11 protein-coding genes are annotated in these 14079 nt (G+C 47.4%); 6 read left to right on the forward strand and 5 right to left on the reverse strand.

Annotated features, from left to right (window positions below; translation table 11 throughout):
* Positions 1-356: 356 nt before the first annotated feature.
* Together H6H02_RS15965 and tatC are read left to right on the forward strand one after the other, a co-directional pair.
* A complete protein-coding gene (locus H6H02_RS15965; protein ID WP_347342621.1) occupies positions 357-2084 on the forward strand; it encodes a transglycosylase SLT domain-containing protein in 1728 nt (575 codons plus the stop codon).
* Positions 2085-2339: 255 nt separating this feature from the next.
* On the forward strand, positions 2340-3143 hold the full coding sequence (gene tatC, locus H6H02_RS15970; protein WP_190819451.1) for a twin-arginine translocase subunit TatC: 804 nt from the start codon (positions 2340-2342) through the stop codon (positions 3141-3143).
* Positions 3144-3319: 176 nt separating this feature from the next.
* Here tatC and H6H02_RS27670 read toward each other — a convergent pair whose 3' ends face one another.
* The gene (locus H6H02_RS27670; RefSeq protein WP_277922560.1) at positions 3320-3448 is read right to left on the reverse strand and encodes a hypothetical protein; all 129 of its coding nucleotides are present in this window, start codon (positions 3446-3448) and stop codon (positions 3320-3322) included.
* A gap of 135 nt (positions 3449-3583) precedes the next feature.
* On the reverse strand, positions 3584-3901 hold the full coding sequence (locus H6H02_RS15975) for a DUF3067 family protein (RefSeq protein WP_190819453.1): 318 nt from the start codon (positions 3899-3901) through the stop codon (positions 3584-3586).
* 236 nt (positions 3902-4137) lie between these two features.
* On the opposite strand from H6H02_RS15975, the gene petC reads away from it, so the two are divergent.
* The 3 genes from petC to H6H02_RS15990 all read left to right on the forward strand — a co-directional run bounded on the left by petC (position 4138) and on the right by H6H02_RS15990 (position 8437).
* Positions 4138-4677: a cytochrome b6-f complex iron-sulfur subunit gene (petC, locus tag H6H02_RS15980; protein WP_190819455.1), complete on the forward strand. Its 540-nt coding sequence runs from the start codon at positions 4138-4140 to the stop codon at positions 4675-4677.
* 181 nt (positions 4678-4858) lie between these two features.
* On the forward strand, positions 4859-5848 hold the full coding sequence (gene petA, locus H6H02_RS15985; RefSeq protein ID WP_190819457.1) for a cytochrome f: 990 nt from the start codon (positions 4859-4861) through the stop codon (positions 5846-5848).
* 504 nt (positions 5849-6352) lie between these two features.
* Positions 6353-8437, forward strand: coding sequence for a cation:proton antiporter (locus H6H02_RS15990; RefSeq protein WP_190819459.1), 2085 nt, complete (start codon positions 6353-6355; stop codon positions 8435-8437).
* 230 nt (positions 8438-8667) lie between these two features.
* Here the strand turns inward: H6H02_RS15990 and H6H02_RS15995 are convergent, their stop codons facing one another.
* From H6H02_RS15995 to H6H02_RS16005, 3 genes are all read right to left on the reverse strand, one after another.
* On the reverse strand, positions 8668-9459 hold the full coding sequence (locus tag H6H02_RS15995; protein ID WP_242040737.1) for a cobyrinic acid a,c-diamide synthase: 792 nt from the start codon (positions 9457-9459) through the stop codon (positions 8668-8670).
* 599 nt (positions 9460-10058) lie between these two features.
* Positions 10059-11303 (reverse strand): EcsC family protein, encoded by a 1245-nt coding sequence (locus H6H02_RS16000; protein ID WP_199329255.1) that lies wholly within the window; start codon positions 11301-11303, stop codon positions 10059-10061.
* 207 nt (positions 11304-11510) lie between these two features.
* Positions 11511-12275: a hypothetical protein gene (locus tag H6H02_RS16005; protein WP_206757291.1), complete on the reverse strand. Its 765-nt coding sequence runs from the start codon at positions 12273-12275 to the stop codon at positions 11511-11513.
* 211 nt (positions 12276-12486) lie between these two features.
* Between H6H02_RS16005 and H6H02_RS16010 the strand changes: the two genes are divergently transcribed.
* The gene (locus H6H02_RS16010) at positions 12487-14076 is read left to right on the forward strand and encodes a glycoside hydrolase family 57 protein (protein ID WP_190819463.1); all 1590 of its coding nucleotides are present in this window, start codon (positions 12487-12489) and stop codon (positions 14074-14076) included.
* Positions 14077-14079: the final 3 nt, after the last annotated feature.

Consider the following 14079-nt stretch of genomic DNA (forward strand, 5'->3'; position numbering starts at 1 on the left):
GCTTACTATATACTTTTTACTCATTGGACAGCTCGGTGGTAGTTGGTTAAGACTTTTACCTTAAATACTACCCAATTTATACCCATCGATTTGCCCTTGACAGGCTACTAGAAGCGATCGCCACAGGGTCAAGATCCCTCGACCGCAGCCGCGCCCGTTATCTCCTGGCAAGCGATCTGATTGCCTCTAAGCAGGGCGAAAAAGCACTGGAATGGTTAAAAGGATTAGAGTTTGAATATCGCGTCCTAGACGGACACATTGCTCTTCGGAGAGCGCAAGCTTACGAACTCACTGGCAACACCCGAAAAACCAAGGAAGCTTGGGAAGGTTTGTTAAAACACCATTCTCAAGATCCCGTGTCAGTCGAAGCTTTATATGTGCTGGGGAAGACGGAACCGAAATATTGGGAAGAAGCCGTTGAGAAATTTCCCAGTCATCCCCGCAGCCTGGAAATCGCCCGCGCCTTACTCAAAGACAATCCCAACCAAGCAAAATTGATGGTGTCCCTGGCAAAGTATGCCTTTGACACTCCAGGAATTACCTCAGTGCTAGATAAGTTGGTAGGTTTGCCAGCAGAGCAACTCAAGCCAGAAGTATGGGAAGCGATCGCTTTAGGCTACTGGGGAAACCGAAAATACGGTCAAGCCAGTACCGCTTATGCCAAAGCCCCTCGCACTCCTCACAACGTCTACCGGGTCGCTAGGGGACTCGATCTCGCCGAGAAAAAAGTGAAAGCCCTCCGCGCCTATAAAGAGGTGGTGCAAAACTTCCCCAATGCGAACGAAAGTGCTAACGCGCTCATCCAGATCGCCAAAATCGGTCCCGCTATCGAGGCGGTTCCTTATCTCGACCAAGTTATCAGTCAATTCCCCGACCGAGCTGGCGAAGCCATCTTATTAGAAGCGAAAATTCTCGATAGTCTTAAAAGTTCCGAATCCGCATCTGCTGCGCGTCAATCATTACTTACCAAATATGGCAAGACCGATGCAGCGGCAGAATATCGCTGGAAATTGGCTCAATCGAAGGCACGGGGTGGAAACTACAAAGAGGCACTGCAAATCGCCAAGCCGATCGCCACTCAGAATCCTGATAGCGAATTAGCTCGTCGGGCGTCTTTTTGGGTGGGTAAGTGGTCAAACAAGCTGGGACGCAAGCAGGAGGCAAAAGCCGCTTTTGAGAACGTCGTGGCGAAGTATCCCCAGTCTTACTATGCTTGGCGGTCTGCCGTCATGCTGGGCTGGGATGTGGGAGACTTTAACAGCGTGCGTCAGCGAGATCCCAAAGTAGAATGGCCTGCCAAGCGACCGTCGCTGCCCGTAGGTTCGGCAGCTTTACAAGAACTATACAAAATGGGTCAAGGCAAAGATGCCTGGAAGCTCTGGCAAGCAGAATTTCAAAACCGGGTCAATCCAACGGTGGCAGAACAATTTACCGATGGGTTGCTTCGACTCAGCATGGGAGACCACTTACAAGGAATTGCTAAAATCTCCAGCTTAGAAGACCGTGAGAACCCAGACGAGCAAGCACAGTACAAAGCTCTAACGCAACAAATTGCATACTGGCAGGCGTTGTATCCGACGCTCTATGTCGAAGCGATTGAAAACTGGTCTCAAAAACATCAGCTCAATCCCTTGCTGGTGATCTCTGTGATCCGACAAGAGTCCCGATTTGAGCCAAAAATCCGCTCCACTGCCGGTGCGGTTGGCTTAATGCAGGTGATGCCGGAAACCAGTAAATGGGTTGCCGAAAACATTGGCATCAAGAAATATAGCCTGGAAAATCCTAACGACAACGTTAAATTAGGCACCTGGTATCTGGATGAAATTCACGATCGCTACAAAAATAACTCCATGTTAGCGATCGCGAGTTACAATGCCGGTTCCGGCAATCTGTCAAAGTGGCTCCAAGGCAAAAAAGTCAGCGATCCAGATGAATTTGTCGAAGCCATTCCCTTTGATGAAACGCAGGGTTATGTCAAGAATGTGTTTGGCAACTACTGGAATTACTTACGCCTGTACAATCCAAAAATCTCTCAGCAGGTAGCAAAATACTCCGAAGGTCAGCCAACTGCATTCAAAAATTAAACATTAAAAATTGGAGAAAGGCGGTGGGTGGAATGAAAGATTCTGCTTTGAGAGTTGGTAATGAGGAAAATTTCATTACCGATTACTAACCGTAGAAGTGGCTTTCTATCGCTGGAGCTTTCTTCAATTTTTAATTTTTAATCTCTAATTGCTGGATCTTTTTTTAATTTACTAATGTCTGGCGCTTTCTTGAATTTTTAATTTTTAATGGGTATGGATACAATAGTCAAGAAATCTTCAAAGCAAACTTGACCGATGACGCTTCCTTCAGAAGTCGATACCGCATCCCAGCTAAATCCAGACCTGGAGCCGGAATCAGCGAACCGCAATCTGGAAGATGAATACCTTAATGAGCTGCCCGCTGAGACTGAGATGTCTCTATTTGACCATCTGGAGGAGTTGCGGCGGCGGATTTTCTATGCGCTGATTGCAGTTGCCTTCGGTGTCATTGGCTGCTTCCTATTTGTCAAGTCAATTGTCCAACTATTGGAGGTACCGGCGCAGGGCGTCAAGTTTCTCCAACTGGCACCGGGAGAATACTTCTTTGTCTCCATTAAAGTTGCCGGTTACAGTGGCTTGCTGGTAGCCAGCCCCTTTATCCTGTACCAGATCATCCTGTTTGTTCTCCCAGGACTCACTCGCCGCGAACGCCGCCTAGTGGGACCCGTTGTATTGGGGTCGGGTGTCCTGTTTTTGGGGGGGCTGGCATTTGCCTATATAGCCTTAATTCCAGCCGCATTGAATTTCTTCATCAGCTACGGAGCAGATGTCGTCGAACAGCTGTGGTCAATCGACCGATATTTTGAATTCGTGCTGCTGCTGATGTTTAGCACCGGATTGGCATTTCAAATTCCGATCATCCAGCTGCTACTCGGCTTTTTGGGAATTGTCTCTTCTGGGCAAATGCTATCTGGCTGGCGGTTTGTGATCCTGGGGGCAGCTATCTTGGGTGCCATCCTGACGCCTTCTACCGACCCCCTCACCCAAAGCCTCCTCGCGGGTGCCGTATTGGGACTCTACTATAGTGGGATTGGCTTGGTTAAGCTCGTAGGGCGCTGAGATAAGCAAAATACTATGCAACTTGGACGAGTCAATTTTTCAACTGCCTCATGTTTGACTCTCTGGAGTGCTGCTGTATTGGGGATTGCCCTGAATAGTTGCACTTTATAGTTGCACTTTGCATCCGCTTGCTTCGTTCTTCAATGCCTGGAATGCTGCTTACAGGTTGAATCAGATCAACTTCGCCATTGATCATTGACAGGTTCGGAATGACCTGCCATCTCCACGCTGACTGGCTTTTGAGTATCGATGCTGCTCGCTCGATCGGCGCGAATTACGGTTTCAACCACAAAGGCTGTTGTCATCGAGCAGGGTGAGACTATCTGCCGATTGACTCACCTGTTCGCTTTGTTTGCTCTTTGTTCGCTTTATTCGCGCTTGGTGCTGTAGACAACACCACTCAAGGGGGCGGATACTTCTGAGTTAGAACTGTACAGCTCCTAGAACTGTTCGAGCATCCACTCCGAGGCTCGCTCACCCAGGTCTAGGGGGATGCTGACGGCTTTACCGAGCCGAGGGCGATCGCGCGTTTGTTCAATATAAGTTTGTACTTGGTCAGCTCCACCCCAAGCCTGGAGATACCCCGCGACAGTATCCAAGTGCGCTAGGTAGTCTACCTCCGACAGCGGAAAAGACGCCTGCTCTAAGTATTTCCACATTACCTGGAGGAAAATTTTTCCCTGTGTCCGCCTGATCTGAATATCGTATGAACGTCCCCACTTGTCGATCAGGAGTTGGCGAAGGTCTTGTCCTGTCATAGTTTTATCGCAATTACTTTTCTTTACATTTCGTCATAAATGGAGCGCTTCTTAAATTAATGATACGGTGCAAAAGAATGTAATAATACCCTTAGCAAGGCTGTAAACCTTTCTACAAAAGGGTTTGTGGCGAACAGGCTTGCAACTTGCTTGGTATATATTTATTGGGCAAGATTTAACAAAATCTGGGACTTAGCCCAGGGTTGTTCACATAGCTATACACTCAGACGTTACTCATGGCTCAACTTTCTAGCTCGTCAGACGTTCCCGATATGGGGCGTCGTCAATTTATGAATTTGCTCACTTTTGGCACCATTACAGGAACAGCTCTGGGGGCACTGTATCCCGTTATTAAGTATTTCGTCCCCCCTTCGAGCGGTGGAACGGGTGGGGGTCTAACTGCCAAAGATGCCATCGGCAACGATGTCATTGTGAGTGATTTTTTAGCTAATCATAATCCGGGCGATCGCACTTTGGTACAGGGCTTCAGAGGCGACCCTACCTACATTGTCGTGACCGAAGAGAAAACCATTGACAATTACGGCTTAAACGCCGTCTGCACCCACTTGGGTTGCGTTGTCCCTTGGAATTCCGGTGAGAACAAGTTTATGTGTCCCTGCCACGGTTCCCAGTATGACAGCACTGGCAAGGTGGTACGGGGACCAGCACCGCTGTCCCTGGCACTGGTTCACGCTGCGGTCGCGGAGGACAAGGTGACATTAACGCCTTGGACGGAAACCGACTTCCGTACCGGCGAAAATCCTTGGTGGACATAAGGTCATTAGTCATCGGTGCTTAGTCATCAGTCATCAGTCAGCCGTCATGGGTCATGGGTCGGTTACAAACGACCAAAAACTCAGGACGAAAAACGAAAGACAAAAAACTAAGAACGAAAAACTAAGGACAGAAAACTGATAGATATTGTTTGAAATTCGACCCAGAATCCCTTCTTGAGAGATGAGAAAAGTTTCTTTATCGGCGATATTCAGAGTAAGCAAACAGGCGATGATCAAAACCGCCCTGGTTGCGATCGCCACCGTGTCACTATTCCTCGCCAGCGATCTAGCCCTTCCCCAATCAGCGAGTGCCTATCCCTTCTGGGCGCAGCAAACCTATCCTGAAACCCCTCGCGAACCAACGGGGCGGATTGTGTGTGCCAACTGTCACCTCGGTGCCAAACCCACACAAATAGAAGTTCCTCAATCGGTTCTCCCAGACACCGTCTTTGAAGCCGTCGTAAAAGTTCCTTACGACACCAACACGCAGCAAGTGCAAGCAGATGGCACCAAAGGGCCCTTGAACGTGGGTGCCGTGTTAATGCTGCCAGAAGGCTTCAAAATTGCCCCCGAAGATAGAATTCCTGAAGAAATGAAGGAAAAAATCGGGGAACTCTACTACCAACCCTACAGCGAAGACAAAGAAAATATTGTCATCGTTGGTCCGATTCCAGGCGATCAATATCAGGAAATTATCTTCCCCGTTCTGTCTCCCAATCCACAGACCGATAAGAAAGTTTTCTTCGGTAAATACGCGATTCATGTTGGTGGCAACCGGGGTCGCGGTCAGGTTTACCCCACAGGCGAAAAGAGCAACAATTCCGTCTATAACGCTTCTGTAGCGGGTCGCATCACTTCCATTACCCAAGCTGAAGAAGGTGGCTCTGAAGTCACCATTCAACCAGCAGAAGGCAATGCGGTTGTTGATACAATTCCCGCAGGCCCAGAGCTAGTTGTCTCCCAAGGACAGGAAGTTAAAGCTGGCGAAGCGCTGACCTCCAATCCGAACGTCGGTGGATTTGGTCAAATGGACGCCGAAATCGTTTTGCAAAGCCCCACCCGCATCAAGTGGTTGATGGCATTTATTGCTGCAATCATGTTGTGTCAAGTCTTGCTAGTCCTGAAGAAGAAGCAAGTTGAGAGAGTGCAAGCTGCTGAGATGAATTTCTAAGCTTAGCGTTGTACTGAATCGTTATCAGACAGGCAAGATGCCTGTCTTTTTTTTTGCGTTTGCGAACCGAAGGTCGTCCTCTTAGGACATCGCTCTTTTTAGGAAAGAAATTTAATCACAAAGCCACCGTGACGCAAGCATCCCATGAACTTTCTAGCAGATGAGATGTTAGACGTGAAGAGTGATTCAACTGGACAGTATTTGGTTTAATTTGCTTCACAGCATCGTTTGTCAAACAACGATAGCCGCCCTCAATGATTCGTGAAGGCGAGATCCCCGACGGCTCTAATAAGCCGGGGATCTGAACCGCTGGTATCTCACCACTCAAATCGGAAGACGATAACTCTGCAACTAATTCATCTAACCAGAGATATAAGCTTTAATTGAATACTTCTGGTAATTTTTACTATTTGTTCTAACAAAAATTTAGACCATTAAATCTATGTAGAAACCTAACCAAATATAGTTGGCAGTATTGTTCAGTAATATTTTGCAAGAAATGTGATGGAAAATCTTTGGCTCAACCTGGAAAACTGGTGGCGATCGCTTAGCAATCTTTTGCATCCCTCTATCTTCTCTAACCCGATCACCGATCCGGTTCCAGTTTTCCTGATCATTATGGCGATTATGCTAGTTGCTCCGCTATTATTTGAGCGGTTTAAGTTACCAGGCATTGTCGGCTTAATCCTAGCAGGAGTGGTGGTAGGACCTCATGGACTGGGCGTTTTAGAGCGAGATAGCACCATCATTCTGTTAGGGACAGTGGGATTGCTATTTCTCATGTTCATGGCTGGACTCGAAACCAGCCTCGACGATCTGAAATACAACGCCGACAAAGCTGCGATTTTTGGACTCGCCACCTTTGCCCTGCCGATGGTGCTAGGTACAGTCGCCATGCTGATGCTGGGATATAGCTTTTTAGCAGCCATCTTGGTAGCTTCTTGTTTTGCCTCCCATACCCTCCTCGCACTCCCAGTCGTTACTAAACTGGGAATTATGCGAACCCAGGCGGTGACGGCTACCTTGGGCGCAACTTTGATTACGAATGTGTTGGCACTTCTGGTTCTAGCCATTGTGGTTAAAGCCCATCAAGGCAGTCTTAACCTGAGTTTTTGGCTATTTCTAATTCCATCTTTGATTGTCTATACCGTTGCCACTTTATGGGGAGTTCCCAAAATCGGTCGGTGGTTCTTTCGACGTTTTGGTCACGACGAAGGGGCAGAATTTACCTTTGTCGTCGCAACTTTATTCGTGGTTTCTTATGCTGCTGAGTTAATTGATATTGAGCCAATTATTGGAGCATTTTTGGCAGGAATTGCGATTACTCAACTCATTCCCCAACTGAGTCCCTTAATGAATCGAATTCAGTTTATTGGCAATACGTTGTTTGTGCCATTTTTTCTGATTTCGGTGGGGATGTTGATTAACCCAGGAATCTTGATCAGCGAACCGCGATCTTTGTTAGTGGCAGCGGTAATGATTGTGGCGGAAATCATCAGTAAATTTGCCGCTGCTTGGGGACCCGGTAAGCTGTTTGGCTTCCCGTTTCCCAGCATTATGGTGATGTTTGGTCTTTCTGTTGCCCAAGCTGCATCTACTTTGGCAGCGATAACAGTTGCTTACCAAATTAAATTAGTGGATCAAGTAACGGTTAATGGCATTATTGCGATGATTCTGTTTACCTGTATTGCTTCGCCTTGGGTTACAGCCCGTTGGGGTCAAGGAATGAAGCGAGAGGTGGCGAGTCCAGCCAGTCGCCCAGAAGCCGGTTTAGACGTAAGCTCTGTCCCATCTGCAAGCTTACGCATTTTAGTCCCTGTTGCCAATCCAAATACTGAAGATAATCTGCTGTATCTTGCCCTAATTCTGGCTAAAAAAACGGAGGGAACCGTTCTACCGCTTCACATCTTATCCGATGGTCGGGGACCGATTTCATCTGAATCAAAAATACAGCAAAACCAGTTACTAGCAGCAGCAGAAACGATTGCTCATGCTGCTGTTACAGATGTTGAACCCATTGGTCGAATTGATGATTCGGTTGATAAAGGGATTTTGCGATCTGCCCAAGAGCGCGATGCTAATTTAATTATCTGTGGTTGGAAAGGTTACTCCACCTATCAGGAAAATTTCTTTGGCGGTGTGATTGATAATGTGGTGCGTCGAACAACTGTACCCGTGTTGATCTCCCGATTTCCTCATCCCATTGCGAATACACAGCGGGTATTTTTAGCATTCACTGACATAGAAGCATCATCTTCTACCTTTAAGCAAACAGTTAAGCTAGCACAAAACATCGCTGATGAACTGAAGGCAGCACTGCAACTGTTGCAGGTACTGAAGCGTTCCCCACAAGGTTCTCTGGATCTTGACGCAGTGGGATTGAAACCCGATATTTCGGTTCAAGACGTGCGGGGAAGCTTGGTTCACAAAGTTTCAAAACTACTGCAAACGGATGATTTGTTGATATTAACGACTGGGACTCATCCGGATAGGATGAGTTGGACAGCAGTGGGAATTGAGCCAGAAGCGATCGCTCGCAACCACAGAGAAACTTCCATGATTGTTGTCCACTTTCCGCGACAAGTTTAAAAACCGATGTTTCAGAGGCTTTTAGAGGATGTCAGAGAAGTGTCAAAAGTTGCTTTTATCCTCCCCAGCCCCCGATAAGAGAGCGCCACTACGCTAGAAAAAAGGCGGGAGAATCAACTCATGAGTCCTTCAATTCCTTGGGAGATTCAGGGGGATGTCTACCGTTTACGCCTCTCGATTAGGACTTTTCAGACATTCTCTCATAATTTACAACTTCAATCTGGGACAAGCTATTTAAACACACCTTCTTGTTCGTCCTCAAAGATATATTCATAGTCAAAAACTAAAGAGTTGAGATGTCGAATAATCGTAAAACCAAAATGAGTCACTAAATCTGTGGTGAAAGTAGCGATAACTAGCTGGATTAGCTTCTTATCGCTAACCACAGGTTTTTGTACAAAATAGTTACGTTTATCAAAAAAACGATTTTTAGAAGTAGGAACAACTATTGCATTAATTCGATGAGCGTGTTGAATCGGTTTAATATAAGTGTTTAAAAACTCTTCTTGATTAATTTGTATCTGATAGAGTCTTTCATGTTGCAGCCAGCTCATTTTAAACATCATTTTAATGAGTTCAAAACCCAAGATATAGTTAAACACGTTATTGCGTTCTTCGGTACTTAGAACCAGTCGTAAAGCTGATTCTAAGTATAATTCTGGTTGCCTACTTGCATCTTGAGCTGAATGGACATAAAACTGCCTAATATAACTTCTTAAAACTGATTCACTTAAGTCTAGTTGAATGTGAAATTGGGTTAAATAGTCTTGGACTCTTTGCTGAGTATTTTTATCTTGGAGTCTTTTCGTAACTAAGCCGGTTGCCGTATAATCATCCAGAAATTCGGCTTGCATTTCTGGAGTAGCCGCACACATTAGATGGCACAATGACAGCACATAACGGCGCTGACTCCAAGGCAAACTTTCCGCCCATTTTTTAGCTTCTGGAGGGAGTTTATCCAGAATACTTTCTGCTTCTCCAAGGTCAAACATCGCCATCATTTGAGAGATTTGTTCAGGCATAACTGGAAAGATTTAGAAGTAAGGATGCAAACCTAAACATCGAGAGATAAAACCGATAGAACAATTCTTAAGTTGAGTTAACAATTGAGCTTTAAAATTTATTTTCACCTGCTTATTTAGTTACCAGGAGTTCCTAAATCTCATCTCTTGTGCCAGGAGGCATCTCCTCCAACCCCTATCCAGCAAGGAAAGAGAAGTAATTCTCTGCCTTTGTTACAAAAGAAACAAGCTGGGAGTGAGGTTTTCCAGATGCAAGAGATGAGGCAATCAAACTTATTGATGCTGATGCAGCGTTCCAGAATCCAGTCCGGGCAGAGAAGTCGTATCCCTGGTTGTACGCCTTGTTGTTCATCAAGGCGGCAACACTAGTGCGTGCCCGTTCTCCAGCGCTGGTTCGTTCTCGAATTCACTGTTTCGTCATGGCTCGCAGCGATCGCACCAGAGAGATTTAGGATCGCCTCCCTCTTAGGATTCCCAGATCAAAAGCCTGACTAACACTCACACAGGCAAAAACACCCTCGATTCATTCCCCAATCGGTTGCTTCTTGAAGCAGACTGAGGCGATGAGAGCGATCGCGCACAAGCGTTAGTGGCGTCTGTTAGCCTGGTGTCGAACTGGCAATTTTTTTAATTGCCTCTACGTCAACATCAAATTTTTGGGTAATTTTTTCAATGACTTGGGATTCTGCTGGCGTCACTGTGCTATCTAGTTGGGAGATTGTATGGCACTGAGCTAATAGCGGCAACGCATAGTCCCGATTGAGTTGATCCAGCAGCGTATCTAAAGGCTGTTGTTGATTGATGTTATTCGCGATCGCTTCGAGAGATGCTGGGCTAAGTTTGGCAGCTTGTAACGAAGGTAAGATATCTTCCCAAGATTTGCCTGGATGACTCGCCACGATGATATGAACTAGAATCCGATCCATAATCGCTTGTTGCGCGATCGCAGTTTCTAAATACTTCTCGCTTGCTGCCTGAGACTCTACCAGCTTTTCCGTCGATGCCTCAGAATGCAGCTGTGCCTCATAAAAGCGACAAGCCGCATACCCCAGCGCATAGATCATCGTCGCATTCGCGCTAGCACCGATTGCCGCACCCGCCACTGGCGTCGCTTTTAACAAACCCAAACCCGCCTTAATTGCACGAGAACCGCCCAACGACAAACCAAAGATTCCCAGCACTTCACCCTTACGTGCGGGATCTTTCAAATCTAATCCATAAGCCGCCGCAATCTGATAAACCATCTCTGACTGCAATAGCGTTGTTGCTGCCAAATCAACCGTCAGCAACGCCAATGCTGCTCCCGGCAACAAGCTAGTCGCCAGTCCCATCCCGCCTCCATAAACCGCTTTCTCCATCATCAGACGATGGGCAATCTGATTCGGTTTTTCGTCGGGATACTTTTGCTGTAGCTTTTTAACATCAGCTTCAGCTTTTACCACATCAACTTGATTGATAATCCCCAGCAACCAATTCGTGGGTAACGCCTTCGTGACGTGCCGCAAAAATGTGTTGTCGCCCACAAAAGTTACTGCGCGCCCTGCGCCTTGTGTGGTTTGTTCGAGCAATTTTTGCGCTTGTTTTCCCGCCGCTTGGGCTACGCCAGTCGTCGTTGTCGCCACAGCTTTACCTGTCTGGAAGGCGGTGTTACCAACTGCCATGCCGACTCCGGCTACTGTTTTCGCCACTGCTTGCCCAGCAGTCGCAACTGAATCGAAGAACGATGGCTTCTTGACATCCGTGGACTGCGTTAAAGACTTTTCCGCATTGTCTGTTTTTGAGTCAGAAGTTGAAGAGTTTGCTTCTGTCTCTTTTTCAGACATTATTCCCGGTTTGTCATCCATTGTTTAATTCCTATTGCCCGGTAGCTTCCTTTTTGAGGATATCTCACTCAAATTCGATTCCGCCTGTATCGGGGGAAAGAAAAACCGTGAGCTTTCAACCAGATTTAAATCCTGAAAAGGATTTAAATCTGGTTGGGCAACGCGATCGCTTTCTATCTCCGCCTTCTATCGCTTTCTATCTCCGCCTTCTATCGCCTTCTATCGTCCTCAGCGGGTGCGAGGCAAATTGGCAGCAGGAGACACCTGCAAAATCCGGCTGTCTAGCTTGCGAACCACATCTCCTACCTGCACCGCTGGCTGTTTCCCATTGACATACATCACCGCTGTTAGCGCTCCTGTCGCATTGCGGCGAAAAGCAGCAATATCCATCCGCACAGGTTGCTGTTGGATCTTCAGAGCCAGCGTCATCCCACTAGAAGCATTCCCCAGGTTATTCAGTTCCGGCAGAGGTTTGTATTCCACAACTTCTAGTCCCTGGTATCCTTTGAGCCTCTGCCGCAGACGGCTCAACATCTGTTGTTGCTTCTGAGGATTCTGCATTTCTTGCAGACCCGCATCAAAATTAGCTTGTTCGGGCTGATTTGGCATATTTCCAGTGAAGCCCAAGACAACTTGGAAGTTCTCTGGATTAACGAAAGCAAAGAAGTTCTCCGGCTTCATGTTCGCTTGCGTTAGCTGTTGTCTGAGAACATCCAATTTTGAGGCAATCTCAACGGCTACATCCGGTGGGAGTTCCTGAAACCCAGCAGGCAAATCTTCTAAAGTCAGCTTCGCCTCAGACGACGCTGGTTGAGTAGTCGGTGCTGGGGAGGCGGCCGGGGAGACTTCTGAAGCTGGTGCGGATGGAGCGACTTTTGGTTCTGGGGCGGGTGTTTGGACAGGTGCTTCTTGGGCAACAATAAAGGGAGTTGCGAACGTAGATTGAAAAGAGCCACCAACCCAAAGAGCGCCGGTTAACAGGCTAAGTGTCAAAGTTACTTTTTTTAGCACAGGCTGAACTTTACGCTTATTTCAAAGAGAGCAGGCAAATTGATCGTCAATTACCAGGATAGGCGAACCACCACCGGAACTTATTGGGAATCCCCATCCAATGCTGACTCGCTTTCGCCGTAAAATCTTAAAATAAATTCAATTTTGCCCAGCCTGCTTCAATTTCATGTCCATCTAAGACCCCAGAATTACTATGCCCATCGGCTATCTTGCTCTTGTTCTCCATGCCCACCTCCCCTTCGTGCGGCATCCTGAAAGTGACTACGTTCTGGAAGAAGAGTGGCTGTTTGAAGCCATCACCGAAACCTACATTCCTCTGCTGCACGTATTTGAAGGGTTAAAGCGGGACGGCATCGACTTCAAGATCACCATGAGCATGACACCGCCTTTGGTGTCGATGCTGCGCGATCCGCTACTGCAAGAGCGCTACGATGACCACTTAGCGAAACTGGAAGAACTCGTTGAACTAGAAGTTGAGCATAACGCCAATAACGGTCATATTCGCTATCTCGCCGAACATTACGTTCAGGAATTTAGCGGGATTCGCCAAACGTGGGAACGCCATAACCGCGACTTGGTAACGGCATTTAAGCAATTTTTAGATAGTAACAACCTGGAGATCATCACCTGCGGCGCAACGCACGGCTATCTGCCGCTGATGAAGATGTATCCGCAGGCAGTCTGGGCACAAATTCAGGTTGCCGTAGAACACTACGAGCAAAACTTTGGGCGTCCTCCCAAAGGGATTTGGTTGCCGGAATGCGCCTACTATGAAGGGTTAGAGCGGATGCTCGCCGATGCGGGCTTGCGCTACTTCCTGACCGATGGACATGGCATTCTCTACGCCCGTCCCCGTCCCCGCTTTGGCTCTTATGCCCCCATCTTTACGGAAACCGGAGTTGCTGCCTTTGGTCGAGATCACGAGTCTTCTCAGCAGGTGTGGTCTTCGGAAGTAGGCTATCCTGGTGCGGCGGAATATCGGGAATTTTACAAAGATTTGGGCTGGGAAGCGGAATACGAGTACATCAAGCCCTACATCATGCCCAACGGTCAGCGGAAGAATACGGGCATCAAATATCACAAGATTACTGGGCGCGGTTTAGGGTTGGGCGATAAGCAACTTTATGACCCCTATTGGGCGAGAGAAAAGGCAGCTGAACACGCCGCCAACTTTACGTATAACCGAGAGCGGCAAGTTGAGCATTTGCACCACATTATGCAGCGTCCGCCAATCATCGTTTCGCCTTACGATGCGGAATTGTTTGGTCACTGGTGGTACGAAGGTCCTTGGTTTATCGATTATCTGTTCCGCAAGTCTTGGTATGACCAAGGCACGTATCGGATGACGCATTTGGCTGATTATTTACAAGAGAATCCTACGCAGCAAGTCTGCCGTCCTTCTCAGTCGAGTTGGGGTTATAAAGGGTTCCACGAGTATTGGCTGAATGAAACGAATGCATGGATTTATCCGCACTTGCATAAAGCAGCAGAGCGGATGATCGAGTTAGCGGGGCGGGAACCAGCGGATGAGCTGGAGTGGAAAGCGCTCAATCAAGCGGCGCGGGAAGTCTTGCTGGCACAATCTTCTGACTGGGCGTTTATTATGCGAACCGGAACGATGGTGCCTTATGCGGTGAGAAGAACGCGATCGCACTTGATGCGCTTCCACAAACTCTACGACGAGATCAAAGATGGCAAAATCGACAGCGGTTGGTTAGAAAAAGTCGAAGAAATTGACAACATCTTTCCCGAAATCAACTATCGCGCCTATCGACCCCTTTAAGTT

The organism is Coleofasciculus sp. FACHB-1120, assembly GCF_014698845.1.
Taxonomy (GTDB): domain Bacteria; phylum Cyanobacteriota; class Cyanobacteriia; order Cyanobacteriales; family FACHB-T130; genus FACHB-T130.